Consider the following 24909-nt stretch of genomic DNA (forward strand, 5'->3'; position numbering starts at 1 on the left):
AATTCAGGCCGAAAAACTCTATATTTCCCAACAGGGAACGCGAATGATGAACGCGAAAATGCAGAGCCTGAAAGCCTTTCTTGCCGGTGCCTGCCGGGTCGCCTTGGTTGAGGTGGCCGGGACAAAAGGCTCGACGCCGCGCGAGAGGGGTGCCTTCATGCTCGTCTCAGGATCGGCCACTTTCGGCACGATCGGCGGCGGCCAGCTCGAATATATGGCGATCGACAAAGCGCGGCAGATGCTTGGTCGATCGGCCTCAGGTTCTGGCGAATCTGTCGAGGCTGGCGCCGCCCCTCATCCGCCTGCCGGCCCCTTCTCCCCGTATAGTTACGGGGAGAAGGGGGCTGGCCGCAACGCTGTCGCGACGCTCGACGTCGCGCTCGGCCCGGAGATCGGGCAGTGCTGCGGCGGCAGGGTCGAGGTGCTGATCCGGCTGGTTGACGCCGCGCTTGAGGCCAAGTTGGTCGCGGCGGCGGAAGCCGAGGAGGCGCAGCTGCCGCATGTCTACATCTTCGGCGGCGGCCATGTCGGCCATGCGTTGGCCTCGGCGGTGGCTTTGCTGCCGGTGCATGTCGTCATTGCCGAGACGCGAGCCGAAGCGCTGGAGGGCATGCCAGACACGGTCGAAACCTGTTTGACGCCGATGCCTGAGGCGATGGTGCGCGAAGCCCCGGCTGGATCCGCCTTCGTCGTCCTTACCCATGACCACGCGCTGGATTTCCTGATCGTCGCCGAGGCGCTGAAACGCCGGGATGCCGCCTATGTCGGCATGATAGGCTCCAGAACCAAGAAGGCGACGTTTCGGAACTGGTTCCTTAAGTCGGCGGACGGAAGCGAGGCGGAATTTGACCGCCTCGTCTCGCCGATCGGCGGCGATGCCGTCAAGGACAAGCGCCCGCAAGTGATCGCCGCACTCGCCGCAGCCGAGATCATGACGGCGTTGGCCGCCCACGCGATAGAACCGGCAGCTCCGTCCAAAGCACGTCGTGGCAAGGCGATGGCGGGCTGACGTTTCCTTCTATTCCTGTTCCTGCGTGTGTGCCTCGAGGAACCACAGCAATTTGTCGAGCGAGCGTGAATAGGCGGTGAAGATGTCGGCGGTGTCGGCGTCGCCCGCTCCCGCCGCTTCGTCGATCGCCGCGCGTGCCCGCTTGGCGGTCGCGGCATAGCGGTCGATCAGCGCCGCCAGATGATCTCGGGTCTTGTGGATGTCGGTCGGATAGGCCTCGAGCATAGTCGCCTTCGACACCTCCTGCGATGTGCCGAGCGCCGTGCCGCCGAGCTGTACGGCGCGCTCGGCAATGGTGTCGACATGTCCGTCGATCTCCTCGCGGAACGTGTCGAGCATCTCATGGATGGCGATGAATTGCGGCCCCTTGACGTTCCAGTGCGCCTGCTTGGTGATCAAGGCCAGATCTATGGCGTCGGCGAGGCGGGCGTTGAGAAGATCGATACACTCTTTCTTGGCATTGGATTGCAGGTCGTTGCGGGTGGCGATGGCATCCATGATCGGCTCCTGTGGCGGTTGCGTCCGCGTGGTTTGAAGAGGGCGAAGGTTGTGGAAGGTCAATCGAACATGCGCGCAGACGCCCTCATCGCCGCGGCACAGCATCCCAAAACGGCGATCTCCGACTTTCGTTCCGCTCGTCGTTTACGCTGGCCTTTTCAAGCCCAGATGGTCGCGCAGCGTGCTGCCGTCATAATCCGTACGGAACAGACCGCGCCGCTGCAGCTCCGGCACGACAAGCGTGGCAAAGGCATCGAGTTCGCCGGGAAAATAGGATGGCATCAGGTTGAAACCGTCTGCCGCGCCGCCCTCGAAGCGTGCTGCGAGCTGGTCGGCGATCTGGGCCGGAGTTCCGACGACGCGCCAATGGCCGCGCGCGCCGGCGAAATGACGGGCAAGCTGGCGAATGGACAGGTTGTCGCGGCGCGATTGCTCGATGACGAGCGCCTGCCGGCTCTGCATGCCTTCGCTGGCCGGCAGCTGCGGCAGCGGTCCGTCGATGGGATAGCGCGAGAGATCGGATATGCTGAGATAGCTGGAAAGCAGCGCAACGCCGACATCGTCCGGTATCAGCTCCTGCAGTTCATCATGTTTTGCCCGGGCTTCCGCTTCGCTTGCCGCGACGACCGGCGCCACCCCAGGCATGATCTTGAGGTCGTCCGGCTTGCGCCCATAGGCAGCCAGCCGTCCCTTGAGGTCGTCGTAGAAGGCCTTCGCTTCCTCGAATGTCTGCGCCGCCGTAAAGACCACGTCGGCGGTCCGGGCGGCGAGGTCACGACCCTCGTCCGACGCTCCCGCTTGCACCATGACCGGTGCACCTTGTGGCGAGCGCGGCAGATCGAGCGGGTCACGCACCGAAAAACTTCTGCCTTCGTGTCCACCCTGGCCTCGCCAAAGGCCGGCAACCACGGCAGCGAATTCGCGCGCCCGCCCGTAACGGTCCGCATGCGGGCGCAGACCGGTCGAGCCGAAATTGGCGGCCTCGATCTGGCTGGCCGAAGTGACAAGGTTCCAGCCGGCACGCCCGCCGCTCAGATGGTCGAGCGACAGGAAGGTCCGCGCCAGCCCGTAAGGCTCGTTGTAACTCGTCGATGCCGTGGAGACGAGGCCGATGCGCTCCGTCTGCACCGCGAGCGCCGCAAGCAGGCTGATCGGCTCGAAGCCAATCGAGCGCGACGTTTGGCTGGCGATGTCGACATTGGCCTCGCGCACACCGGCGGCGTCCTCGCAGAAGATCATGTCGAACTTCGCCGCTTCCGCCGTCCGCGCCAGCTGGATGTAATGATCGATGTCGATGCCAGCCGTGACATGCGCCTGCGGATGGCGCCAGGCGGCGATGTGGTGGCCTGTCGCCCATAGGAAGGCGCCGAGCTTCATCTGGCCTCGACCGGCGCTCATTGCCGATCCTCCCCTGCAAGCCCGAGATGGGCCCGCAGTGTCGCCGCGCTGTAGCCGGACCGGACAAGGCCGCGGCGGCGAAGCTCCGGCAGCACGAGACCGATGAAATCGTCGAGCGCCGACGTGAGCGGCACGGCGATGTTGAAACCGTCGCAGGCTTTCGAGCGAAAGCACTCTTCGAGCCTATCCGCAAACATATCCGGCATGGCGGCCATCTCGCCATCCGTGACAACATTCATCAGCACCTTCAGCCCCTCCAGCCTGCGCCCGAAGGCAAGCGCACGGCGCTTCAGATCGTCAGCCCAGTCGATCGATCGCTGGTCTAGCAGGACAACATCGGCGGTGCGGGCTGCGATATCCATGTCGGGCTCGGACAGGCCGGACATGACCAGCACCGGCGTGTCCTGCGGCGACCGCGCCACGTTGAGCGGCCCGCGCACAGAAAAATATTCGCCCCTGTGGTCGAGAAGGTGCATCTTCTCGGGATCGAAGAAGCGGCCGCCACTTTTGTCGAACAGAAGCGCGTCTGCGTCCCAGCCTTTCCACAAGCCTTGCACGATGCCGACGAATTCCTCGGCGCGCAGGCGGAATGCGTCGCCGGAAAACCCTTCCGGTCGGCTGAAATTGGCCGCCTCGCGCGGGTCGGGCATCATGCTGGCGTTCCAGCCGGCGCGGCCATGGCTGATAATGTCGAGCGAAGCGAAACGGCGCGCGAGATTATAGGGCTGGTGGGCGACCATTGACGCCGCGGCGATGAGACCGATCCTGCTTGTCACCGTCGCCAGCGCTGCCAGCAAGGTCGTTGCTTCGAAGCGCATTTGCCGGTTCGGTCCGCCTGCAACCGGCGCGGAATCGGCGAGCAACACCATATCCAGGCCGGCCGCTTCGGCTTTTTGCACGGACCGCGTCAGCAGACTGAAATCCGGAACGACGTCGGACGGAGAGGAGGGAGCAGTTTCCGGAGCTAGTGAAACGGCTAGATGCATTGTGGCGCCGCTGGCCATCGGTCTTCCCTGGTGAGTGAGATTCCATAAGAAATATCTTCGCCGGCTGGACGGAAAGCAACCGGCCAGCCGGCGATCATTTGCCGGCCAGAATATCCCTGATCAGCCGCTGGCAGCGCTCGGCCATGAAGTCGAGCAGCAGCCGCACCTTCGGATCCTGCAGCTTCTTATGCGGGTAGACGGCGGCGAATTGCACCGGCGTCGGCGGCGTTTTGCTCAGGATCACCTTCAGCCGCTGGTCGCGGATAAACGGCTCAACCTCGAAGCGCGGCTTGTTGATGATGCCGCGGCCGGACAGCGCCCAGCCGGTCAGCACGTCGCCGTCATCGGTATCGTAGGGGCCGTGCACCTCGAACTTTTGCGGCCCGTTCCGCGTCTGCAGGGTCCAGACATATTCGCGCGCGCCGGAATAGCGCAGCATCAGGCAATCGTGCTTCTTGCCGATCAACTCGCTCGGCTCGCTCGGCTCGCCGCGCGCCTCCAGATATTGCGGAGCCGCCACCAGCACTCGCTCGCAGTCCATGATGCCGCGCATCCTGAGGCTGGAATCCTCGATGATGCCCAGCCGGAACGCAACGTCGATGCCTTCCTTCATGATATCGACATTGTGGTCGGAAAGCCGGAGCCGCACCTCGATATCTGGGTATCTGTCGTGGAAATCCGGGATGCCGGATGCCACCAGTCTCCGCCCGAGGCCGAGCGGCGCTGTCACCTTTATGGTGCCGCGCGGCTGGCCGGATAACGCGCTGACCGCAGCTTCGGCCTCGGTGACCGCCTCGAGCACCTGCTTGGCGCCGGAATAGAACACCGTGCCGTGCTCGGTCGGCATCAACTGCCGCGTCGTGCGGTTGAACAGCCTGACACCGAGATGCTTCTCGAGCTCCTTGATCCGGTTGGAAGCGACCGCCGGCGAAATGCGCATGTCGCGCCCAGCCGCCGACAAATTGCCGAGTTCGACGACGCGAACAAAAACGGCGATGTTATTGAGATAGGCCATGCGGCTTTCGGGCTCTCATGTGGCTGCGTATGATCAGCCTAGTATTTTCCAATTTTTTTTGAAAGTCATCGTGCACCTCAGCCCTTTCCGTTTGCGCTCCAGTCCGTAAAGTCAGTCGATCGGCAGGGACGATTTTTCATGATGGATTTCGCGATATTCTGGGATTGGCTGAGTTTCGCCGTGCGCTGGCTGCACGTCGTCACCGGCATCGCCTGGATCGGCTCGTCCTTTTATTTCGTCGCGCTCGACCTCGGCCTGCGCCAACGCCCGGGCATGCCTGCAGGCGCTTTCGGCGAGGAATGGCAGGTGCATGGCGGCGGCTTCTACCACGTGCAGAAATATCTGGTGGCACCGGCCGAAATGCCCGAGCACCTGACCTGGTTCAAGTGGGAATCCTACGCCACCTGGCTGTCAGGCTTCGTGATGCTGTGCGTGGTCTATTATGCCGGAGCGGACCTGTTCCTGATCGATCCGAATGTGCTTGCCATGTCGGTGCCTACAGGCATCTTGCTGTCGCTGGCGACGATCGGCGTCGGCTGGGTGGTCTACGATCTCCTGTGCCGTTCGCCGCTCGGCAACAGCGACACCGGCCTGATGCTGGTGCTGTATGGGGTGCTGGTATTCATGGCCTGGGGACTGACCCACCTGTTCACCGGCCGCGCCGCCTTCCTGCATCTTGGCGCCATCACCGCGACGATCATGTCGGCCAACGTCTTCATGGTCATCATCCCCAACCAGAAGATCGTCGTCGCCGACCTGATCGCCGGCCGTAAGCCCGATCCGAAATACGGCAAGATCGCCAAGCAGCGCTCGCTGCACAACAACTACCTGACGCTGCCCGTTTTGTTCCTGATGCTGTCGAACCATTATCCGCTGGCGTTCGGGACAGAGTTCAACTGGGTCATCGCCTCGCTGGTGTTCATCATCGGCGTGCTGATCCGGCACTATTTCAACACCAGGCATGCGCGCAAAGGCAATCCGACCTGGACCTGGCTGGCGGCGGCCGTGCTGTTCTTGGTCATCATCTGGCTGTCGACGGTGCCGAAGTTGCTGACCGGCGAGGTGAAGGCGTCGGCGGCGGCCCAGGTCTACGTTGCCTCGGCGCATTTCCCTGCCGTGCGCGATACGGTGCTTGGCCGCTGTTCGATGTGCCACGCCGCGGAGCCGTCCTACGAGGGCATCTACCACGCGCCGAAGGGCGTGATGCTCGACACCGATGCCGGCATCGCCGAGCACGCCGGCGAGATCTACCTGCAGGCCGGCCGCAGCCACGCCATGCCGCCCGCCAACGTCACCCAGATCACCGACAAGGAACGGGCGCTGCTGGTGGCATGGTTCGAAGGCGCAAGGAAATGACCAGCACGCTCCTGCGCGGCCGCACGCTGTCGTTTTTGCGCTGGCCCGAAACCGTCGACGACCATTCCGCCTGGCGCTACGAGCAAGATGGCGGCCTGCTGCTCCGCGATGGTAGGATCGTTGCCGCGGGCGCCTATGCCGAGGTCGAGAAAAAGGCGGGCGAGGGAACGAAAAAGATCGACCACCGGCCGCATCTGCTGCTGCCCGGGTTTATCGATGCGCACGCGCATTTTCCGCAGATGCAGGTCATCGCTTCCTTCGGCGCCGAGCTGCTCGACTGGCTGAACACCTACACTTTTCCGGAAGAGACAAAATTCGGGAACGCTCAGCATGGCCGCCGTATCGCCAGGCTGTTCCTGGATGAAGTATTGCGTCATGGCACGACGACTGTCGCCGCCTATTGCTCGGTACACAAGGAATCGGCCGAGGCGTTCTTTGCCGAGTCGCATGACCGCAACATGCTCAACATCGCCGGCAAGGTGATGATGGACCGCAACGCGCCGGACGGCGTGCTCGACACGCCGCAATCGGGTTATGACGACAGCAAGGCGCTGATCGAGGAGTGGCACGGCAAGGGGCGCCAGCACTATGCCATCACCCCACGCTTCGCCATCACCTCGTCACCCGAGCAATTGGAAACGGCGGGCGCGCTCTGCCGCGAATATCCGCACTTGCATATGCAGACGCATCTGTCGGAAAACCACGCCGAGATCGCCTTTACGCAGCAATTGTACCCGCAGACGCGGGACTATACCGACATCTACGAGCAGTATGGACTGCTCGGCCGCAAAAGCCTGTTCGGCCACTGCATTCATCTGTCGGAACGCGAGGCGGATGTGCTTTCGGATAGCGGCTCGGTGGCGGTGTTCTGCCCGACCTCCAACCTGTTTCTCGGCTCGGGCCTGTTCGATTATCAGCGCTATCGCCGCCGCGAGAAGCCGCTCCGCATCGCCGCCGCCACCGATGTCGGCGGTGGCACCAACTATTCGATGCTGCGCACCATGGACGAGGGCTACAAGGTGATCGCGCTGAATGGCGAGAAGCTCAATCCGTTTCAGTCATTCTGGCAACTGACCCGCGGCAATGCCGAGGCCTTGTCGCTTGCGGAAAAGATCGGCACTCTGGAGGAAGGCAGCGACGCCGATATCGTCGTGCTCGACGCCCGCGCCACGCCGGCGATGCGGCTGCGGGTGGAGACGGCGGACACGCTCGCCGAGGAATTGTTTCTGCTGCAGACGCTAGGCGACGACCGCGCCGTGCACGAGGTCTATGTCGCCGGTCGGGCAGTTAAGGCGGACATGGCGACCTAGCTGGTCCCGGCGTCCCGGCTTGACCGAACGGCAGCCATCGGCCAAAGCGTGCGACGAGATTGACAGGGGAACGACATGGCCGTTGCGGACGACATCGCTCTGATCAAGAAACAGGAAGCCGCGCTTGTTTTCTCCGCCTTTGACGAGGCTGTCGCTTTCGAGATCGGCTCGGCGATCCGCGACCGGGCTTTGACCGAGAACCTGCCGATCATCGTCGATATCAGAACCTTCGATCGGCCGCTGTTCTATGCGGCAATGCCCGGCTCGAACGCTTCCAATCCGGACTGGGCGCGGCGCAAGATCAACGTCGTGCGGCGGTTCCTGAAAAGCACCTACCGCATGGTGCTGGAGCAGCAGCGCCCCGACCGCAGCTTCAAGCCTGGCGAGGGGCTGGACATTGTCGACTACGTGCTGGCCGGCGGCGGCTTTCCCATCACTGTCAAGGGCACCGGTGTCATCGGCGTGATCGCCGTCTCGGGCCTGCCGGAGCGTGAGGACCATGGCGTGGTCGTCGATGCGCTGTGTAGCTACTTGGGCGTCGATAGCCAGGAGTTGGTCCTGCCGCCGGAAGCAACATCGTGACGTTGGCGCCGCCCCTCATCCGCCTGCCGGCACCTTCTCCCCGTGTAGCGACGGGGAGAAGGGAAGCGCTCCAACGCTGGCGTGTCCAGTTGATAGATGGGTGGCGACCCCCTCTCCCCGTCTCTAGACGGGGAGAGGGTAAGGGTGAGGGGCAGCGCAGACGCCGCAGAAGTTCGCAGAACGTCGGTGGCAGCTCAGTATGACCATTCTCGACCCGAAATCCTTCCTTATATCCATCTTCAACGCCGCCGTTGCCGCCGCCGATCCCCAGAGGACGATCAAGAATCATTTGCCGGCAAGGCCGAAGGGCCGCACGATCGTCATCGGTGCAGGAAAAGGCTCGGCGCAGATGGCGGCTGCTTTCGAGGAAGCGTGGGACGGGCCGATCGAAGGGCTGGTCGTCACCCGCTACGGCTATGGCGCGGTCTGCCGGCGCATCGAGATCATCGAGGCGGCGCATCCGGTGCCGGATGCCGCCGGGCTGGAAGCTTCGCGGCGGCTGCTCGAAAAAGTCCAGGGACTGACTGCGGACGACCTTGTCGTGGCGCTCATTTCCGGCGGCGGCTCGGCGCTGCTGCCGTCACCCGCCGAAGGTCTGACGCTGGCCGATGAGATCGCCGTCAACGAGGCGCTGCTCGCCTCCGGTGCGCCGATCACCGCGATGAACACGATCCGTAAGCACCTTTCCACCATCAAGGGCGGCAGGCTGGCGGCCGCCGCATATCCGGCCAAGGTGGTCTCGCTGGTGGTATCAGACATTCCGGGCGACAATCCGGCTCTGGTCGCTTCTGGTCCGACCGTGCCGGACATAGGCAGCCGTGAGGACGCACTGGCGTCGATCGCTGCCTATGGCATGAAGCTGCCGGCTTCGGTCATGGCGCATATCAAGTCGCCGGCGGCCGATGCGCCACGTCCGGACGATCCGCGTTTTATCCGCAACGAGGTGCATCTGATCGCTTCGGCCGGCGTCTCGCTGGAAGCAGCAGCGGCCGAAGCGAAGCGCCGAGGTATTCAGGCCGTCATTCTCTCCGATTCCATCGAGGGCGAGGCACGCGAGGTCGGTGGCATCCACGCCGCAATCGCGCGCGAGGTGGCGACGCGCAGCCGGCCATTTGCAAAGCCGGTGCTGATCCTGTCGGGCGGCGAGACGACGGTGACCCTGCGCGCGAAAGGCAAAGGCGGCCGTAACTCGGAATTCCTGCTCGCCTTCGCCATCGGCATCACCGGCATGGCGGGCGTGCACGCACTGGCCGCCGACACCGACGGCATTGACGGTTCGGAAGACAATGCCGGCGCCTTCGCCGACGGCTCGACAGTTTCGCGGATGCGCGCGGCGGGCGTCGAAGCCAAGGCCATGCTTGCCGGCAACAACGCCTGGACGGCATTCAATGCCGTAGATGACCTTTTCGTACCCGGTCCGACCGGCACAAACATCAACGATCTCCGGGCGATATTGATCAAATAGCTCAGGCCGCCATCAGCCTTTTCACCGCTCTCATATCCTGCAGGAACCGCTCGCGTTCGGCCCGCTTGTCCGCCGGCTCGCGAATGCGCAGAATGAAGGACGGGTGGATGGTGACGAAGACACGCAAGCCATCGTCGCGCTCCACTACCGCCCCGCGCATCTTCATGATCGGCACCACCTTGCCGAGCAGCGCCTGCGCTGCAGTGGCGCCGAGTGCCACCGCCAGGTTGGGCTTGATCAGATCGATCTCTTTGTCCAGCCACCAGCGGCAAGCCTGCACCTCGCCGGCATTCGGCTTGGAGTGGATGCGCCGCTTGCCGCGCGGCTCGAACTTGAAATGCTTAACCGCGTTGGTGACGTAGACTTTCAGCCGATCGACGCCGGCATCATCCAGGATCGCGTCGAACACCTTGCCGGCCGGACCGACGAAAGGCTTGCCCGCCAGGTCCTCTTGGTCGCCCGGCTGTTCGCCGACGAAGATCACCTTGGCTTTATCAGGACCCTCACCGAACACGGTCTGCGTGGCATCGCGCCATAGCGGACAGCGGCGGCAGATCTTGGCCGTTTCGCGCAGTTCAGGAATCGTCCTGGCGTCGATTTCTGTCGTGTCCGGGGACTTGCTTGCAGGCAAGCCTCTCGACTGCACCTTGGCATGGTGCGGCGTCGGGGTTGTCTGCATCCTGGCGATCATGACTAAGGCGGCCTTGTTCGCTCCTGCAATCAGACACGCAATGAGCAAAGCCCGCCGAAGGTTCCGCTGAAATTATTTCGCATGGGCCTTCACCGGCAGATGGCCGACGATGTGAAGCCCTAAACCTCGTGCAGATAGAGGTGATAATCCAGTTCGCTGACCGTGCGCGCCACGCGCAGATATTCCGACTGCTTGATCGCCACGAATGTCCGGTGCAGGTCTTCGCCCAATGCGCCCTTGAGGAAGGTCGACGCCCTTGCCGCCTCGATCGCGGCACGCCAGTCGACCGGCATCGTCGTGCGCGTGACGGCGGATTCGTAGCCATTGCCGGTGGTTTCAGGGCCGGGGTCAAGACCTTCGTCGAGACCCCTAGTGATGCCGGCCAGCACCGTTGCCGCGACTAGATAAGGGTTGGCGTCGACGCCCGATGGCCGGTGCTCGATGCGGCGGTTCTTGGCATCGCCGGCCGGCACACGCAGCGCCACCGAACGGTTGTTGACGCCCCAGGTCGGCGCCACCGGCGCATAGGATTGCGATACGAAGCGCCGCCATGAATTGGCGTGCGGCGCGAACACCAGCATCGATTCCGCCATCGTCTGGATCAGTCCGCCGAGACCGCGCAGCAGCGGAAGCGACCAGCTTTCGCCGCCGGCTTCGGCAAAGACGTTCTTGCCGGCATCATCCAGCAGCGAGACATGAAAATGCATGCCAGAGCCGGCATACTTCTCGATCGGCTTGGCCATGAAGCAAGCGGTGACACCATGACGGCGTGCCTGCGCCCGCACCAGCCGCTTGAGCATGACGAGATCGTCGGCCGCCCGCATCACGTCCTTGCGGTAATTGAGCGTCAGTTCGTACTGGCCGGGCGCATATTCCGAGATGACCGTCTCGGCCGGGATGCCTTGCACCTTGGCCGCGGCATAGATGTCGGAAAACAGCGGCTCCATGCCGTGCAGATGGTCGACGGAATAGACCTCTGTCTTGGCCGAGCGGCGGCCGTCGAGCACCGCATGCGCCGGCTGCACCTTGCCTTCGGCATCGCGCTCATTGGCGAGCAGGAAGAACTCGAGCTCGAAGGCGCCGGCCGGATGCAGGCCCTTGGCCGCGAGGATATCTACCTGGCGGGCGAGCGCCAGCCGCGGGTCGGACGACATCGGCTGGCCATCGAGATGGTACATCGCCATCAACACCTGGCCGCGCGGCGGCTGGGTGCCGAACAGCGGCACCAGCGTGCCGGGGATCGGCCACGCCCGCAGGTCGCCGTCGCCGGTCGTCCAGATCAGCCCGGTCTCGTGAACATCCTCGCCGGTGATGTCGAGGCCGAGGATCGAGATCGGCATGTGCCGGCCGCCCTCGAAGATGCTCATCAACTCATGTCGGCGCACGATCTTGCCGCGCCCCACGCCATTGGCGTCGGTCAGCACGATGTCGAACGCTTCGATCTCCGGATGGGCGTCGAGAAAGGCCTGCGCCTCGGCGGGCGTCGAGCCCGAAGGGGATGCCGTGACCAGGTTCAAACTTTGCTTGGGCGCTTGTTTCATGCTGCCAGCTTGTCTCATGCCGTAAGCTTTGCCGCAACCGCGCCGAAGGCGGTGATCAGCCGGTTCACCTGGGCGGCGCGAGTTGCCGGCGAGATCAGCATCATATTGTGGAACGGTGCGATCAGCACGCCGCGATTGACCAGCGCGACATGCATCGCCGCTTCGAGCTCCGGCGCATGCGCCCTCTCGGCTTCGCCGCCATTCCTCAGCGGGCCTGGCGCGCAGATGAACTCGACGCGGGCGCCGACCCGAGCAACATGCCAAGGCAGGCGATAGCGATCGATAACGGCAGTCAGCCCGGCGTCGAGCCGCCGCGCCAGATGGTCCATATGGCTGTAGTTCTCGTCGGTCATGACGTCTTCGAGCGTGGCACGCATCGCCGCGAATTGCAGCGGATTGGCCGACAGCGTTGTCCCCATGCCGGAATAGCCGGGCTCTTTCCGGCTGATATAAGCGGCATAGCGCGCCGCAACGCCTTCGCTCATGCCCCACACACTCGCCGGTATGCCGCCGGCAATCGGCTTGCCGAGCACGAACAGGTCCGGCTCCAGCCCGTATTTGCTTGTATAGCCGCCGGGACCGGTCGAGATCGTATGCGTCTCGTCGATTAGAAGCAGCGTGCCGGTCGCACGGGTGAGACGCCGCAAGCCGTCATGAAAGCCGGCTTCGGGCAGCACCATGCAGGAATTGGTCAGCACCGGCTCGGCGATGACGCAGGCGACATCGTTGCCCTGAAGTGCGGCCTCAAGCGCCGGCAGATCGTTGAACTCGACGATATCAGTTGCCCGCGTCAGGTCGCGGAATTCGCCGGCCAGTCCCGGTCGGTTCACCGCTTTGCCGTCGACCAGCCGGACCATCGTCTCGTCGACCGAGCCATGATAGCAGCCGTTGAAGACCAGGATCTTCTCCCGGCCGGTAACGGCACGGGCAACCCGCAGCGCGAAGCGGTTGGCGTCGGTTGCCGTCGTCGCGATCTGCCACAACGGCAGACCGAAGCGCTGTTGCAGCAGCGGGCCGATGGCGAGCGCGTCCTCGGCAGGCAGCATGTAGGTCAGACCGCGTCCGGCCTGCCGGCGGATGGCGCGGGCGACCGGCGGCGGCGAATGACCGAACATCGAGCCGGTGTCGCCGAGGCAGAAATCGTCGAGCCGGTTGCCGTCGATATCTCTGATGGCGGTGCCTTTGGCCTTATCAACGAGGATCGGGAACGGCGTCGGCCAGTCGTTCATCCAGTGCATCGGCACGCCGCCGAAGAAGCCGGGCAGGCCATTGCCGATTTTCGCCATCGATTTCGGCCGCGCCTGGCGGAAGGCTTCTGCCTCGGTCTCGCGCAACTCGGCAATCCGGGCCGGGCCGATGCCGCCGATGGAGGTCTTTGAATGGTCGATGACGTTCATGGCGGCCCTCTCCGCCGCACTTTAGACAATCGGCATCCGCCACCGCAATTGGCGGGCGGCTGCCCTGTGTTGGGTCAGCGGTCATTTGAATGGAACAGGCGCTTGACCGCGAGCCGCCTTCGGGCGCCAATGGCACTTCGGCTGGAGGGGACACGATGGTGCGGGCGATCATCTGCGCGGCAACGCTGCTGTCGTCGGTTGGTGCGGCTTTGGCATCCGGCGGCATCTGGTGTTCCGCCGAGGATGCAGCCGTCAAATTTGAGGTCGATGCCGGGGTCACCAGAGGCATGGGCGGGCCGACCTTCAATTTTCGCGGCGAGCTCGAAATTCTGGGCAGGCCAGTCGGCGACAGTCTGCGCAAGACTGTGTTCGAGGATCAGAACCTCACGCAATATTGGCTCGACAACAAGGAATTGCGGCTGCTCGTCTATCGCGAACGGCAGGTCGAAAACGCCTACGACTATGTCGAACTGGCGATCCTGACCAAGGCCAGCGACGAAGGCGTCTATGACGGCCGCTATTTGCTCTCAATCTATGATGTAACGGACGATGCCGAAAAGGATGGCAAGCCGGCTGAATTGACCGGCAAAGTATCTTGCGGAGCCGACTAACGGGCTAGGCGGAAATGTCGATGACGCCGCAATCGCCGGCGGCGCTGCCGAACGCGACGCGGCGCTCTTCCTTGTCCCACATCATCGATGTGATGGCGCCCTTGCCTGGCCGGCGCAGCAGCACTTCCCTGGCGTCGGCGAAGCGCACCGCCATCACCATGCCGTCATCATACCCTACCGCCACTACATCTTGGCTCGGATGGCAGGCGACGGAGGTGACCATCGCATTGCCGCGCGTGCCGAGTTCCAGCGGCGCCTTGCCCATCGGCCCATCCTTGCCCGAAAACGGCCAGACGATCGCCGCCGGCGCGCCGGAACTCGCCAGCCATTTGCCCTTGGCGCTCCACGACAGGCTTTTGACCTTGCCGGGATAGCCGGACATCCGCATGTGCTTGCCGTCGGCGAGTTTCCAGCCATGCAGCGCGTTTTCCTGCATTGTGGTGACGACGAAGCCGCCGTCCGGCGAAAACGTGATGCCGGTGTGGGCGCCGGCCCATTCGAGCTCGACCGGCTTGCCGTCGGCGGCCGGGAAATGCAGCGTCGCGCCATTGTAGCGGGCAACGCCGAAGCGCATGCCCTTGGGCGAGAAGGCCAGCCCCTCGACCGAGCGCGGATGCGAGAATTCCCTGGTCTTGCCGTCAGCAAAACGCACATAGGCAATTTTGCCCGAAGCATAGGCAACAGCGCCTTGCGGCCCGGCGGCGACGCTGGTGATCCATTTTTTGCCTGCGGTCGCCAATTCCGCAGTATTGCCGCCTGCGGTCACGGCAAAGATCTTGCCGTCCTCACCGCCGGTGATCAGCCGGTCGTTTGCGCCATCGTGAAGGGCGGCGAGCAGCCCGTCATTGGCCTGCACCGTCTTGTGCCCATGGTCGAGCCGATGGATTGTGCCGTCGGCCAGCGCGAAATGCGGCACGTCGCCAAGGAACACGGCGGCGAGGCAGTGGCCTTCGAGATCGAGCGGGGCGACTGTCGGCATGAGAGACCATTCCGTTCGAGATTTCTGCTGCCCCACCCTTAAGGGGTTGAGCTGCGGGTCTCAACCCGTGCTTCGGATCGTCGTGAGGAGAGAGCGCCAGCGTTGCGGGCGCCCTTCTCCCACAAGGGGAGAAGGGGGAAAGGGCAGCTAAATCAAGCGGCGTGGCAGGCCTGGAAGCTTGTCTTCAGCCGCTCGGCGTCGAGTTCGCGGCCGATGAACACCAGCCGGCTCTCGTGCTTCTCGCCGTCCTTCCAGGCGCGTTGGTGGTCGCCTTCGATGATCATGTGCACGCCCTGGATGACATAGCGCTCGTCATCGCCTTTCAGCGCGATGATACCTTTCAGCCGCAGGATGTTCGGGCCTTCCATTTGGGTGACCTTCTCGATCCACGGGAAGAACTTTTTCGGGTCCATCTCGCCGCCGCGCAGCGACACCGACTGCACCGTCACATCATGGATGTCGGAAGGGTGCGCGTGATGATGGTCATGCCCGTCATGATCGTGATGATCATGGCCCTCGTGATCATGGTGATCATGATCATGATGGTCGTGATCGTCATGCGCCTCGAGGAAGTGCGGATCGTTCTCCAGCGCCCGGGACAGGTCGAACGCACCGCGATCGAGCACCTCGGACAGCGCCACGCCGGCGCGTGTGGTGCGATGGATGCGTGCCGCCGGGTTGATGGCGCGGATCGTCGCCTCCACCTTGCTCAGCTCTTCGGGGGTGACCAGGTCGGTCTTGTTGAGCACGACGACATCGGCAAAGGCGATCTGGTCCTCGGCCTCGCGGGAATCCTTGAGGCGCAGCGGCAGGTGCTTGGCGTCGACCAGCGCCACCACCGCATCGAGCCTGGTCTTGGAACGCACATCGTCGTCCATGAAGAAGGTTTGCGCTACCGGCACGGGATCGGCGAGGCCTGTGGTCTCGACGACGATGGCGTCGAAGCGGCCGGGCCTGCGCATCAGACCTTCGACGACGCGGATCAGGTCGCCGCGCACGGTGCAGCAGATGCAGCCATTGTTCATCTCGTAGATTTCCTCGTCGGATTCCACGATCAACTCGTTGTCGATGCCGATCTCGCCGAACTCATTGACGATGACGGCGTAGCGCTTGCCATGGTTTTCCGAAAGGATGCGGTTGAGCAGTGTCGTTTTGCCGGCGCCGAGATAGCCGGTAAGGACGGTAACGGGGATCTGCGTCTGTGCGTCGCTCATATTGTGCCTCGAATAGGGATTGTCGGCTCCATATAGGATGTGTGCTCGGCTTTTGCACGAGGCAAACCGATGGGCCAAAGAGGCCGGTATTGCCGAACTTTCCTCACATTGCCGAACGTTCATTGGCGCGGGCTGGCGGTGGGGCCTAGATAGGGCGAGGGGTTGTTCGCACTGAGGAGGCGCCAGATGTCCGACAAGTCCTTGCCATTAAGCCGGCGGCAGGCTCTCGGTCTTGTAGCGGTCACCACGGGCGGCATATTCCTGCCCGCCGGCGCAAGGGCCGGGCAGGTCTCGCCCTATGCCGGGCTTGCTTTGTTCGAAGCCGGTGCCGGCGTCTGCACCATGACGCCCGAGGTCACCGAAGGACCGTTCTATTTCGACCCGAAGCTCGAACGCGCCGATATCACCGAGGGCAAGAAGGGCGTCGCCCTCAATGTGCGGCTGCAAATCGTCGACGCCGCCTGCCGGCCGCTTCCCGGCGCACGCGTCGATATCTGGCATTGCGACGCCCAGGGCGCCTATTCCGGCTATCCCGGACAGGGCGACGGGCAGGATATCGACACGTCCGGCCAGAGCTTTCTGCGCGGCTGGCAGAGAAGCGATGGAAGCGGCATCGCTTCTTTCGCCACCATCTATCCCGGCTGGTATCGCGGCCGCACCACCCACATCCATTTCAAGATCTTCCCCGACGACCGCTCGGCAATGACCGGCCAGATGTTCTTCCCCGACAGCTTGAGCGAGCAGATATTCGCCACCGTCGCGCCCTATAACGATCGCCCCGGCAAACGCGATACATCGAACATGCGGGACGGCATTGCGCGGCAGGCCGGGCCGCCGTCGCAGGCAGCGCTGCGGGAAATGGCGGACGCCTATCAGGCCTTGATGGTGGTCGCGGTGAGGGCCGGTTGAGGACACCTCGTCACGTCGCCATCCAGCCGTCGCGGAAAGTCGTTTGTCATCTAACTGAAATAAACATCTGGCATTAGCCACGGCGAACACCGCGATGCTTGCCGGCAAAGCTATTTTCCGAGCCGGAATGTTTTCGATCGTCATTGCCAATCGGCGGCCTGCTTCTATGCTGTCCGCACCGGTTCGGCCGAGGAGGGAATGAGCATGGCCAAGGCGGACAAGACTGCAACAATGAGCCGGCTGCATTCGGCGGCGCGGCTGGCGCGCACGGCGCTCGCCGCCCGGCTTCTGGCGCATGGCTTCTATGCCGGCCAGGACCAGATCATGCTGGCGCTCGATCGCGAGGACGGGCAGACGCCCGGCAATCTTGCCGGCCGCCTCGGCGTGCGTCCGCCGACCATCACCAAGACCATCAACCGGCTGCAGGCACAGGGTTTTCTGGAAAAGCGCGCCTCCTCCGCCGATGCCCGCCAGGCTCATATTTTCCTCACCGACACCGGCCGCGAAATCATCCACGCCATCGAGAAATCGGTGAAGAAGACCGAAAAGCAGGCATTGAAGGGTCTCGACAAGAAGGATCAGAAATCGCTGTTCAAGCTGCTTGCACGTGTCGAAGCGAATCTTTCGAACGGCGAAATGGTGCTCCCCGATGACGAACTGGATATCGAGGACAAGATCCTTGAATAGGTCACGCGTTCGCCGCTGACGGCCGCCGCGTCAGTGCCGACCAGCGTCCGGGTGTGACGCCGAACGCCTTCTTGAAATGCCGATTGAAATGGCTTTGGTCACTGAAGCCGGCTGCGATGGCGATTTGCGCCAGCGGCTCGTCGGCTTCGATCATCCGACGGGCTCGCTGAAGCCGGCGCATCAACAAGAACCGGTGCGGGCTGGTCGAGAAGGTGGCGCGGAAATGCCGCGACAGGGCATAACGGTCCAATCCGGTGATCGCCTCCAATTCATCCGAACGTACAATCCGCGCGACATTTTCCTCCAGATAGTCGCGCGCTAGGCTGGCGGCGCGCCACGCAGTTTTCGCAACCGGTTTCCCCGGCCGACCGGCGTGCCGGGCCAGGCTTTGCATAAGCTGCGTCATGAAATCGACGACAAACAGCTCGTCCAGTTCCTGATTCAGCGGCCCGAGCGCCGAAAGCAGCGTCGCGCGGAGATCGCGGTCTGTCACCACGGCATTCCCGACGAATGGCAGTGATCCGCCGCCGAGACAATCGAGCATCAGGGACGGCTCCAAATACAGCATTCTGTATCGCAAGCCGTCTTCTGTGCCGGCGCCGCCATCGTGCATTTCGTCGGGATGAAGGATAATGATCTGGCCAGGCAGGCTCTGATGCGTCGCGCCGCGATAGCGGAAGCTCTGTACGCCATAAAGCGTCACCCCGATTGCATAGGTGTCGTGGCGATGGAGATCGAAGGCGTTGCCGTGGAACCGGGCCTCGATGCGTTCCATGCCGGCAGTACCGGGTGCCGATACGATGCAGTTCTCGGCTGCATCCACGCACAAACGTCCAAGACCCTGAAAGGCTTCCCCGTCTAGACCGTGCGGCATCGCTTCACTCGCAGCCTCGGATTGGCCCCCTTTCGGATTGGAAACTGTCGCATGTTCGATACGAAATTTGCAATCGTGCTCAGGGACGATCTTCCCGTCTGGCAGAAGCTCAACGTCACCGCCTTTCTGACCAGCGGCATCGTCGCGCAGTTTCCCGAGCTCATCGGCGAGCCCTACCGTGACCGCGCCGGCAATATCTACAACCCGCTATCGATCCAGCCGGTCATCGTGCTTTCGGCAGACGGCCAGGCGCTCGGAACGATCCAGCGGCGGGCGCTGGAGCGTGGTGTGAGGGTTTCGCTCTATGTCGAGGAAATGTTTTCGACTGGGTACGATCTGGCCAACCGTGCCGTCTTTGCCGAATTTGCGCCGGAGGATGCCAAGGTGGTCGGCATCGCGCTTCGCGCCGAAAAGAAGCTCGTCGACAAGATCACCAAGGGTGCCCGCATGCACACCTGACTCTCCGGCCACCAGGAACAAAACTGAGCCTGTCGTCGCCTGTCGGTGTGCCAGCCTCTTTTGGCTTGCCCGCTGGCGACAATTCCCGCATTGGTGAGGGACTGCCTTGCTTCCCGTCCGGCCTGAAATTGAATGCTCCCCCAAGACAAGACGAAAGCGCGACGTCGCCGGCGGCGATCCTGTGCATGCTTTCCGTCTATGTGTTTTTCACCTTCCTCGACACCAGCAGCAAGTACCTTGTGCTGGCTGGCGTCTCGGCGCTGATCGTCGCCTGGACCCGCTTCGCGGTCCATGTCCTGCTTGTCGGCGTCTTTCTGCGCGGATGGCGTGAGCCGTTGCGTTTTCGTCCCGCCAACCTGCCGGCGCATCTCACGCGCGGTCTGCTCCTGTTCGGATCGACCATGTTCAACATTCTGGCGCTGCGGACGCTGCAGCTGGCGGAAACCACCTCGATCTACTTCTTCGGCCCGATGGTGATCACCGCGCTTGCCGGTCCGTTGCTCGGCGAATGGGCCGGCTGGCGGCGCTGGCTGGCGATCATGAGCGGCTTTGTCGGCGTCCTCATCATCACCCGGCCGGGCATCGGGGTTTTTGGCGTCGGCCATCTCTTTGCGCTCGGCTCGATGCTATCGAACAGTTTCTACGTCATCATGACGCGCCGTATGTCGGCGACGGAAACCTCGGAAAGTCTCATCCTGTTTTCGGCGCTGGCGCCGGCCGTGCTGCTGCTGCCGACACTGCCGTTTTCGCTTTCGCTGCCGCAGGATGGCTGGCACTGGTTCATATTGCTGATGCTTGGCGTCTTCGGCGCCATCGGCCATTGGCTTCTTGTGCAGGCCTATCGCCTTGCCACCACCACGGCCCTGGCTCCCTATCCCTATTCGCAGATGATCTGGATGATCATCTCCGGCCTGATCGTCTTCAACCAGTTTCCCGACCGCTGGACGCTGGTCGGTGCCACCGTCATCGTCGCCAGCGGCCTCTACATCGTCCACCGCGAGCACCGGCTTCGCTTGCACAACCGCGCGACGCTGGACGCGGAGGCGGAAGCGCTGGCAAAAAAACTTTGATTTGCTCGGGATCGATGGCATAAGAGCCGGCCTTTAAACAGTTTAAATTGCTTCGGGAGCGCAGGGCGCTGGCACAGAAGATCAAGCTTTCGACCATCGCGGATGCGCTCGGCGTGTCCACGGCCACGGTCTCGCTGGCCTTGCGCGACAGCCCGCTGGTCGCCGGCGGCACCCGCGACCGTATCAAGGAACATGCACGCGCCATCGGCTACATCTACAACCGCCGCGCCGCCAGCCTTCGCACCTCACGCTCGGGCATTGTCGGCGTCGTCGTCCACGACATCATGAACCCGTTCTTTGCCGAGATACTGCGTTCGATCGAGAGCGAACTCGACCGCAGCCGGCAGACCTTCATCCTGTCGAACCACTACGACCAACTCGAGAAACAGCGCACCTTCATCGACACGCTTCTGCAGCTCGGCGCTGACGGCGTCATCATGTCGCCAGCCATCGGCACGCCGCCCGAAGACATAATCATGGCCGAGGAGAACGGTCTCCCGGCAGTGCTGATTGCACGCACCGTCGAAGGTGCCGACGTGCCGGTGTTTCGCGGCGACGATGCCTATGGCACCGGGCTTGCTACCAATCATCTGATCTCGCTTGGCCACAAGCGCATCGCCATGATCGGCGGTACCGACCAGACGTCGACCGGCCGCGACCGTTATCAGGGATATGTCAACGCCATGGAGGCGGCAGGGCTCGAGGTCAGGCCGTCATGGCGTATCGCCGGCCCGCGCACCAAGCAGGCCGGCTTCGAGGCTGCCGGGCAGTTCTTGGCGCTGAAAGACAGGCCTACCGCGGCCTGCTGCTGGAACGACCTCGTCGCCATCGGCCTGATGAACGGCATTGCGCGCGCGGGGCTGGTGCCGGGCATCGACATCTCCGTTACCGGCTATGACGACCTCGAGGAAGCGGCGATCGCGACGCCGGCACTGACCACGGTCTGGAACGGCCAGCGCGAGGTTGGCCGCCGCGCCGCCAGCGCGCTGCTCGACAAACTCAACGGACAGACGGTGCGGCCGTCGCAGGAACTGATCAAGCCGGAACTGCATGTGCGCCAGTCGACCGGCAAACCGGTGGAACGTGCATGACAAAAACCGAACAGCAAGCTGTCGCCATTCTGGTGCCGGGCCAGTTCAACGACCATGCGGTCGGCCGCATCGACGGGGCGTTCAGCCGCGTCCGGATCGAAGGCGCCGATCCGTCGCTGGTCACCGACGACATGCGCCGTACGGTGCGCGGCATAGCCGCCTTCGGCGGCATAAGCGCCGCGTTGATGGACGCGCTGCCAAAGCTCGAGATCATCGCCAATTTCGGCGTCGGCTATGATTCTGTCGATGTCCGCCACGCCGTACAGCGCGGCATCATGGTCACCAACACCCCGGATGTGCTGACCGAAGAGGTCGCCGATACGGCGCTCGGCTTGCTGATCAACACCATCCGCGAACTGCCGCGCGCCGAGGCCTGGCTGCGCGACGGAAGTTGGCTGCGCAAAGGCAACTATCCGCTGAGCCGGCTGACCCTGCGCGGGCGCCATGTCGGTATCTTTGGCATGGGCCGCATCGGCCTCGCCATTGCCCGCCGGCTCGACGCTTTCGGGCTGCCCATCGCCTACCACAACCGGCGCCGCGTCGAAGGCCTGTCCTATGACTATCACCCGACGCTGAAAGGTCTCGCCGAGGCGGTCGACACACTGATCTCGGTGGCGCCCGGCGGGGCCGCGACGGAAAGGGCAGTCAATGCCGAAATCCTCTCGGCTCTTGGGCCGAACGGCGTCTTCGTCAATATCGGCCGGGGCAGCACGGTCGACGAGCCAGCCCTTGCCGCCGCACTTGCCAGCGGCAGCATCGCCGCTGCCGGGCTAGACGTCTTTGCCGACGAGCCGAATGTGCCAGCGGCGTTGCTTGCCGCGCCCAACACCTCGCTTTTGCCACATGTCGGCTCCGCCTCGCAGCACACCCGCCGCGCCATGGCGGACCTATGCGTCGACAATCTGGTCTCGTGGTTTTCGCAGCGCAAGGCACTGACGCCGGTGCCGGAGACGGCAAATGTCAAGGCAAGGCCGTAAGCGGGCTGCCATATCTATTAACTTCAGCTTAACCCTTCGGAATCATTCTGGTCCCTTCCTAGTGTCTGTCCGCCTGACAGCACATGACAGCAAGATGAAGCGCGCCTCCTGATCTCTTCGAACGCGGCGCGCTTGAAATGCGCGGAGAAACAGGATGAAAACGCTTCCTGCATTGATGGCGGTTGCTGTGCTGTTCGGCAGCGTCCAGCTGTTTTATGCCGGTAGCGGTGAAAGCCGTGCAGCCAGTGAGTCACCACCTTCATCCGGCAACTACCGGCTGGTAGCCCATGGTGACGAGGCGTCTTGTGCGGTCAGCCGTGGCGCCGAGATTTCGCAAGGCTTGTCGCTGTTGACGGTCGCCGCGAATTGCCGCCGGGTGTTGCCCGGTGTCGAGCAGGCGAGGTTCTGGCGAGAGCAGAATGACGGCACGGTCACATTCAGCGCCAACGGCACCGATCCAATCGTCATGTTCTCAGTCGCCGATGGCGACGGTTACGAATCCTACGCGCCGGCGCTGCCGCTGCTATCGCTGGCGTCGGCCGGCAACTGACGAGCGCTATTCTGCCGCTGCGCGCGCGCCCGATTTCGCCGCCTGATGCAGACGTACAGCGTCGCCGAAGGCGCGGAAAATCTTTGCCGAGATGTTGTCAGATTCGACCCAGTACTCTGGATGCCACTGCACGCCAACAGCGAAGGCGCGGGCGTCCTTGACCGAAACCGCCTCGACAGTGCCGTCGGCGGCGACCGCTTCGACCTGCAGCTTCGGGCCAAGCCGATCGATGGCCTGGCGATGCACCGAATTGACCAGGATGTCGCCGGCGCCGAAGACCCCGGCCAGGCAGCTGCCGGGTTTTATCGACACGCTCTGGCGGATGGCGAAGCGTTCGTCCTGATTGTCGCTTGCCGGCGCACGATGGTCGAGCGAACCGACGCGTTCCTGGATTTCGGTCGCCAGCGTGCCGCCCAGTGCCACATTCATCTCCTGGATTCCGCGGCAGATGGCAAGCAGCGGTACCCCGCGCTCCACCGCCCGGCGGATCAGTGGCAACGTCGTCGCGTCGCGGGCGGAGTCGTAAGGACCATTGGCTTCGCTGGCGTCACCGCCATAGAGCGAGGGATGAACGTTGGACTTCGAACCGGTGACCATGACGCCGTCGACGGCGGAAAGCAGTTCATCGAAGTCGAGCCGGTCGCCGAAGGACGGTACCAGCAGCGGGAACACGCCTGCACCCGAAAGCGCCGCTTCAAGATATTGCTGTGGCGCGGCATGCCAGATGTAATTGTCGAACTGGCGGACGTCGGTCGATATGGCGACGAGCGGCTGGTGCATTTGGTCCGGATCCCATCGGGTGCAACGAATTATCTGCCTGCAAAATAGGCGATCCGAAGGCGCATTTCCATGGCAAGTTTCGGCGTGTCGCGTAGGCCAGTTAATCGACCTTAGACTATAGTTGCAAGATCTGCCCCAACGCCGTGAATTTCCCCGAAATGCGCCACTCAAACCGGGCTGCCACGCTGGACTCGACTCCTTGCCTGTGTATTGTCGGGCTCGAAGCCGATCCGGGCCCCGAAGCGTCCCGAATGTCGGTCAGTTGATCCAAAAGGGAGGAACTTCATGGATCGTCGTTCGTTCATCCGCAAGGCCGGCACCACCGGTTTCGGCGCCGCGGCCGCTGCCGCGACACTTGCTGCGCCGGCCATCGCCCAGTCCAACCCGAAAGTGACCTGGCGGCTGGCGTCGTCCTTCCCGAAGTCGCTCGATACGATCTATGGTGGCGCCGAAGTGTTTTCCAAGATGCTGTCGGAGGCGACCGACGGCAACTTCCAGGTCCAGGTCTTCGCCGCCGGCGAACTCGTTCCCGGCCTGCAGGCCGCCGACGCCACCACTGCCGGCACCGTCGAGGCCTGCCATACGGTGGCATACTATTACTGGGGCAAGGACCCGACTTGGGCGCTGGGGGCGGCGGTTCCGTTTTCGCTCAACGCGCGCGGCATAAACGCCTGGCACTATCATGGCGGCGGCATCGATCTGTTCAACGAGTTCCTGGCGACGCAGGGTCTGTTCGGGCTGCCGGGCGGCAATACCGGCGTGCAGATGGGCGGCTGGTTCCGCAAGGAGATCAAAACGGTCGCCGACCTTTCCGGCCTCAAGATGCGTATCGGTGGTTTTGCCGGCAAAGTGGTGCAAAGGCTCGGCGTAGTTCCGCAGCAGATCGCCGGTGGCGACATTTATCCGGCGCTGGAAAAAGGCACGATCGACGCCGCCGAATGGGTTGGCCCCTACGACGACGAGAAGCTCGGCTTCTACAAGGTTGCGCCCTATTACTACTATCCCGGCTGGTGGGAAGGTGGACCGACCGTCCATCTGATGTTCAACAAGGCGAAATACGACGAACTTTCGCCGGCTTACAAGTCGCTGGTGCACACTGCCGCCCAAGCGGCCGACGCCAACATGCTGCAGAAATACGACTACCTCAACCCGGCGGCGGTGAAGCGGCTGGTTGCCGGCGGCGCCAAGTTGAGCCCGTTCAGCCAGGAGATCATGGCCGCCTGTTTCGAAAAGGCCAACGAAGTCTATGCCGAGATGGAAGCCTCGAACGCGCCGTTCAAGAAGATCTGGGACTCGATCAAGGCGTTCCGCAAGGAGCATTATCTCTGGGCGCAGGTGGCCGAGTACAATTACGACACCTTCATGATGGTCCAGCAGCGCAACGGCAAGCTCTAGAATATTCTGCGACGCCGAGTGGCTCCACTCGGCGTCGCAGAAAAGGGCTAAAACAAAGCGGATGT

Annotated in this window: 25 protein-coding genes; 14 read left to right on the forward strand and 11 right to left on the reverse strand. The window is 63.3% G+C overall.

The annotated features are described in order from the left end of the window. Positions 1-46 precede the first annotated feature (46 nt). Entirely contained in the window at positions 47-1009 is a 963-nt protein-coding gene (gene xdhC, locus NKI22_RS23575) for a xanthine dehydrogenase accessory protein XdhC (RefSeq protein ID WP_023718077.1), read from the forward strand. Positions 1010-1018: 9 nt separating this feature from the next. Here xdhC and dps read toward each other — a convergent pair whose 3' ends face one another. The 4 genes from dps to NKI22_RS23595 all read right to left on the reverse strand — a co-directional run bounded on the left by dps (position 1019) and on the right by NKI22_RS23595 (position 4906). Next, a complete protein-coding gene (gene dps, locus NKI22_RS23580) occupies positions 1019-1507 on the reverse strand; it encodes a DNA starvation/stationary phase protection protein Dps (protein WP_023718076.1) in 489 nt (162 codons plus the stop codon). A 144-nt stretch (positions 1508-1651) separates the two neighbouring features. Continuing rightward, on the reverse strand, positions 1652-2905 hold the full coding sequence (locus tag NKI22_RS23585) for an LLM class flavin-dependent oxidoreductase (RefSeq protein WP_023718075.1): 1254 nt from the start codon (positions 2903-2905) through the stop codon (positions 1652-1654). Next, on the reverse strand, positions 2902-3909 hold the full coding sequence (locus tag NKI22_RS23590; RefSeq protein ID WP_352817165.1) for an LLM class flavin-dependent oxidoreductase: 1008 nt from the start codon (positions 3907-3909) through the stop codon (positions 2902-2904). The genes NKI22_RS23585 and NKI22_RS23590 overlap by 4 nt, the downstream gene beginning before the upstream one ends. A gap of 76 nt (positions 3910-3985) precedes the next feature. Further along, positions 3986-4906, reverse strand: a complete 921-nt coding sequence (locus NKI22_RS23595; protein ID WP_352958933.1) for a LysR family transcriptional regulator — start codon at positions 4904-4906, stop codon at positions 3986-3988. 138 nt (positions 4907-5044) lie between these two features. Between NKI22_RS23595 and NKI22_RS23600 the strand changes: the two genes are divergently transcribed. The 4 genes from NKI22_RS23600 (at position 5045) to NKI22_RS23615 (ending at position 9619) form a co-directional block, all read left to right on the forward strand. Continuing rightward, the gene (locus tag NKI22_RS23600; RefSeq protein WP_352851556.1) at positions 5045-6262 is read left to right on the forward strand and encodes a urate hydroxylase PuuD; all 1218 of its coding nucleotides are present in this window, start codon (positions 5045-5047) and stop codon (positions 6260-6262) included. Next, entirely contained in the window at positions 6259-7572 is a 1314-nt protein-coding gene (gene guaD / locus NKI22_RS23605; protein WP_352817171.1) for a guanine deaminase, read from the forward strand. Before NKI22_RS23600 ends, guaD begins: the two co-directional genes overlap by 4 nt. A gap of 75 nt (positions 7573-7647) precedes the next feature. Further along, positions 7648-8154 (forward strand): heme-degrading domain-containing protein, encoded by a 507-nt coding sequence (locus NKI22_RS23610; protein ID WP_352817174.1) that lies wholly within the window; start codon positions 7648-7650, stop codon positions 8152-8154. A gap of 199 nt (positions 8155-8353) precedes the next feature. Further along, positions 8354-9619 carry a glycerate kinase type-2 family protein gene (locus NKI22_RS23615; RefSeq protein ID WP_352817177.1) on the forward strand — a complete coding sequence of 422 codons (1266 nt, stop codon included), beginning with the start codon at positions 8354-8356 and terminating at the stop codon, positions 9617-9619. A 1-nt stretch (position 9620) separates the two neighbouring features. Here NKI22_RS23615 and NKI22_RS23620 read toward each other — a convergent pair whose 3' ends face one another. The 3 genes from NKI22_RS23620 to NKI22_RS23630 all read right to left on the reverse strand — a co-directional run bounded on the left by NKI22_RS23620 (position 9621) and on the right by NKI22_RS23630 (position 13248). Continuing rightward, a complete protein-coding gene (locus NKI22_RS23620; RefSeq protein ID WP_280940411.1) occupies positions 9621-10343 on the reverse strand; it encodes a UdgX family uracil-DNA binding protein in 723 nt (240 codons plus the stop codon). Positions 10344-10429: 86 nt separating this feature from the next. After that, positions 10430-11851 (reverse strand): glutamine synthetase family protein, encoded by a 1422-nt coding sequence (locus NKI22_RS23625; RefSeq protein ID WP_352547943.1) that lies wholly within the window; start codon positions 11849-11851, stop codon positions 10430-10432. Between the two features lie 14 nt (positions 11852-11865). Further along, positions 11866-13248 carry an aspartate aminotransferase family protein gene (locus NKI22_RS23630; protein WP_023718066.1) on the reverse strand — a complete coding sequence of 461 codons (1383 nt, stop codon included), beginning with the start codon at positions 13246-13248 and terminating at the stop codon, positions 11866-11868. 89 nt (positions 13249-13337) lie between these two features. On the opposite strand from NKI22_RS23630, the gene NKI22_RS23635 reads away from it, so the two are divergent. Then, positions 13338-13859, forward strand: a complete 522-nt coding sequence (locus NKI22_RS23635; RefSeq protein WP_348633211.1) for a hypothetical protein — start codon at positions 13338-13340, stop codon at positions 13857-13859. 4 nt (positions 13860-13863) lie between these two features. On the opposite strand, the gene NKI22_RS23640 is transcribed toward NKI22_RS23635, so the two are convergent. Together NKI22_RS23640 and NKI22_RS23645 are read right to left on the reverse strand one after the other, a co-directional pair. Beyond that, complete coding sequence (locus tag NKI22_RS23640; RefSeq protein ID WP_352817178.1) at positions 13864-14838, reverse strand: WD40 repeat domain-containing protein; 975 nt, start codon at positions 14836-14838, stop codon at positions 13864-13866. Positions 14839-14990: 152 nt separating this feature from the next. Beyond that, positions 14991-16052 carry a CobW family GTP-binding protein gene (locus NKI22_RS23645; RefSeq protein ID WP_023718063.1) on the reverse strand — a complete coding sequence of 354 codons (1062 nt, stop codon included), beginning with the start codon at positions 16050-16052 and terminating at the stop codon, positions 14991-14993. Between the two features lie 186 nt (positions 16053-16238). On the opposite strand from NKI22_RS23645, the gene NKI22_RS23650 reads away from it, so the two are divergent. Together NKI22_RS23650 and NKI22_RS23655 are read left to right on the forward strand one after the other, a co-directional pair. Continuing rightward, complete coding sequence (locus NKI22_RS23650; RefSeq protein ID WP_352716444.1) at positions 16239-16961, forward strand: intradiol ring-cleavage dioxygenase; 723 nt, start codon at positions 16239-16241, stop codon at positions 16959-16961. A gap of 204 nt (positions 16962-17165) precedes the next feature. Beyond that, a complete protein-coding gene (locus tag NKI22_RS23655) occupies positions 17166-17648 on the forward strand; it encodes a MarR family winged helix-turn-helix transcriptional regulator (RefSeq protein ID WP_023718061.1) in 483 nt (160 codons plus the stop codon). A 1-nt stretch (position 17649) separates the two neighbouring features. On the opposite strand, the gene NKI22_RS23660 is transcribed toward NKI22_RS23655, so the two are convergent. Beyond that, a complete protein-coding gene (locus NKI22_RS23660) occupies positions 17650-18522 on the reverse strand; it encodes an AraC family transcriptional regulator (protein ID WP_352640552.1) in 873 nt (290 codons plus the stop codon). Positions 18523-18573: 51 nt separating this feature from the next. On the opposite strand from NKI22_RS23660, the gene NKI22_RS23665 reads away from it, so the two are divergent. From NKI22_RS23665 to NKI22_RS23685, 5 genes are all read left to right on the forward strand, one after another. After that, positions 18574-18981 carry a DUF2000 family protein gene (locus NKI22_RS23665; RefSeq protein WP_352640551.1) on the forward strand — a complete coding sequence of 136 codons (408 nt, stop codon included), beginning with the start codon at positions 18574-18576 and terminating at the stop codon, positions 18979-18981. A 185-nt stretch (positions 18982-19166) separates the two neighbouring features. Further along, complete coding sequence (locus NKI22_RS23670; RefSeq protein WP_352484377.1) at positions 19167-20051, forward strand: DMT family transporter; 885 nt, start codon at positions 19167-19169, stop codon at positions 20049-20051. A gap of 68 nt (positions 20052-20119) precedes the next feature. Then, the gene (locus NKI22_RS23675; protein WP_023676245.1) at positions 20120-21142 is read left to right on the forward strand and encodes a LacI family DNA-binding transcriptional regulator; all 1023 of its coding nucleotides are present in this window, start codon (positions 20120-20122) and stop codon (positions 21140-21142) included. Next, a complete protein-coding gene (locus NKI22_RS23680) occupies positions 21139-22119 on the forward strand; it encodes a 2-hydroxyacid dehydrogenase (RefSeq protein WP_023718057.1) in 981 nt (326 codons plus the stop codon). Before NKI22_RS23675 ends, NKI22_RS23680 begins: the two co-directional genes overlap by 4 nt. Positions 22120-22273: 154 nt before the next feature. Beyond that, positions 22274-22669, forward strand: a complete 396-nt coding sequence (locus NKI22_RS23685; RefSeq protein WP_352958935.1) for a hypothetical protein — start codon at positions 22274-22276, stop codon at positions 22667-22669. A 6-nt stretch (positions 22670-22675) separates the two neighbouring features. On the opposite strand, the gene NKI22_RS23690 is transcribed toward NKI22_RS23685, so the two are convergent. Then, positions 22676-23449, reverse strand: a complete 774-nt coding sequence (locus NKI22_RS23690) for a gamma-glutamyl-gamma-aminobutyrate hydrolase family protein (protein ID WP_352484379.1) — start codon at positions 23447-23449, stop codon at positions 22676-22678. Positions 23450-23734: 285 nt separating this feature from the next. Here NKI22_RS23690 and NKI22_RS23695 point away from each other — a divergent pair, with 285 nt between their 5' ends. Continuing rightward, complete coding sequence (locus NKI22_RS23695; RefSeq protein ID WP_023718055.1) at positions 23735-24844, forward strand: TRAP transporter substrate-binding protein; 1110 nt, start codon at positions 23735-23737, stop codon at positions 24842-24844. Positions 24845-24909 lie beyond the last annotated feature (65 nt).

The sequence above is a fragment of the Mesorhizobium sp. M0778 genome (assembly GCF_040320105.1).
Classification (GTDB): Bacteria; Pseudomonadota; Alphaproteobacteria; order Rhizobiales; family Rhizobiaceae; genus Mesorhizobium.

Bases quoted from the DNA above. Each gene is read 5' to 3' on its own strand.
- xdhC (WP_023718077.1), top strand. From the start codon at position 47: ATGAACGCGAAAATGCAGAGCCTGAAAGCCTTTCTTGCCGGTGCCTGC.
- dps (WP_023718076.1), bottom strand. From the start codon at position 1,507: ATGGATGCCATCGCCACCCGCAACGACCTGCAATCCAATGCCAAGAAA.
- NKI22_RS23585 (WP_023718075.1), bottom strand. From the start codon at position 2,905: ATGAGCGCCGGTCGAGGCCAGATGAAGCTCGGCGCCTTCCTATGGGCG.
- NKI22_RS23590 (WP_352817165.1), bottom strand. From the start codon at position 3,909: ATGGCCAGCGGCGCCACAATGCATCTAGCCGTTTCACTAGCTCCGGAA.
- NKI22_RS23595 (WP_352958933.1), bottom strand. From the start codon at position 4,906: ATGGCCTATCTCAATAACATCGCCGTTTTTGTTCGCGTCGTCGAACTC.
- NKI22_RS23600 (WP_352851556.1), top strand. From the start codon at position 5,045: ATGATGGATTTCGCGATATTCTGGGATTGGCTGAGTTTCGCCGTGCGC.
- guaD (WP_352817171.1), top strand. From the start codon at position 6,259: ATGACCAGCACGCTCCTGCGCGGCCGCACGCTGTCGTTTTTGCGCTGG.
- NKI22_RS23610 (WP_352817174.1), top strand. From the start codon at position 7,648: ATGGCCGTTGCGGACGACATCGCTCTGATCAAGAAACAGGAAGCCGCG.
- NKI22_RS23615 (WP_352817177.1), top strand. From the start codon at position 8,354: ATGACCATTCTCGACCCGAAATCCTTCCTTATATCCATCTTCAACGCC.
- NKI22_RS23625 (WP_352547943.1), bottom strand. From the start codon at position 11,851: ATGAAACAAGCGCCCAAGCAAAGTTTGAACCTGGTCACGGCATCCCCT.
- NKI22_RS23630 (WP_023718066.1), bottom strand. From the start codon at position 13,248: ATGAACGTCATCGACCATTCAAAGACCTCCATCGGCGGCATCGGCCCG.
- NKI22_RS23635 (WP_348633211.1), top strand. From the start codon at position 13,338: ATGGAACAGGCGCTTGACCGCGAGCCGCCTTCGGGCGCCAATGGCACT.
- NKI22_RS23640 (WP_352817178.1), bottom strand. From the start codon at position 14,838: ATGCCGACAGTCGCCCCGCTCGATCTCGAAGGCCACTGCCTCGCCGCC.
- NKI22_RS23645 (WP_023718063.1), bottom strand. From the start codon at position 16,052: ATGAGCGACGCACAGACGCAGATCCCCGTTACCGTCCTTACCGGCTAT.
- NKI22_RS23650 (WP_352716444.1), top strand. From the start codon at position 16,239: ATGTCCGACAAGTCCTTGCCATTAAGCCGGCGGCAGGCTCTCGGTCTT.
- NKI22_RS23655 (WP_023718061.1), top strand. From the start codon at position 17,166: ATGGCCAAGGCGGACAAGACTGCAACAATGAGCCGGCTGCATTCGGCG.
- NKI22_RS23660 (WP_352640552.1), bottom strand. From the start codon at position 18,522: ATGCCGCACGGTCTAGACGGGGAAGCCTTTCAGGGTCTTGGACGTTTG.
- NKI22_RS23665 (WP_352640551.1), top strand. From the start codon at position 18,574: ATGTTCGATACGAAATTTGCAATCGTGCTCAGGGACGATCTTCCCGTC.
- NKI22_RS23670 (WP_352484377.1), top strand. From the start codon at position 19,167: ATGCTTTCCGTCTATGTGTTTTTCACCTTCCTCGACACCAGCAGCAAG.
- NKI22_RS23680 (WP_023718057.1), top strand. From the start codon at position 21,139: ATGACAAAAACCGAACAGCAAGCTGTCGCCATTCTGGTGCCGGGCCAG.
- NKI22_RS23685 (WP_352958935.1), top strand. From the start codon at position 22,274: ATGAAAACGCTTCCTGCATTGATGGCGGTTGCTGTGCTGTTCGGCAGC.
- NKI22_RS23690 (WP_352484379.1), bottom strand. From the start codon at position 23,449: ATGCACCAGCCGCTCGTCGCCATATCGACCGACGTCCGCCAGTTCGAC.
- NKI22_RS23695 (WP_023718055.1), top strand. From the start codon at position 23,735: ATGGATCGTCGTTCGTTCATCCGCAAGGCCGGCACCACCGGTTTCGGC.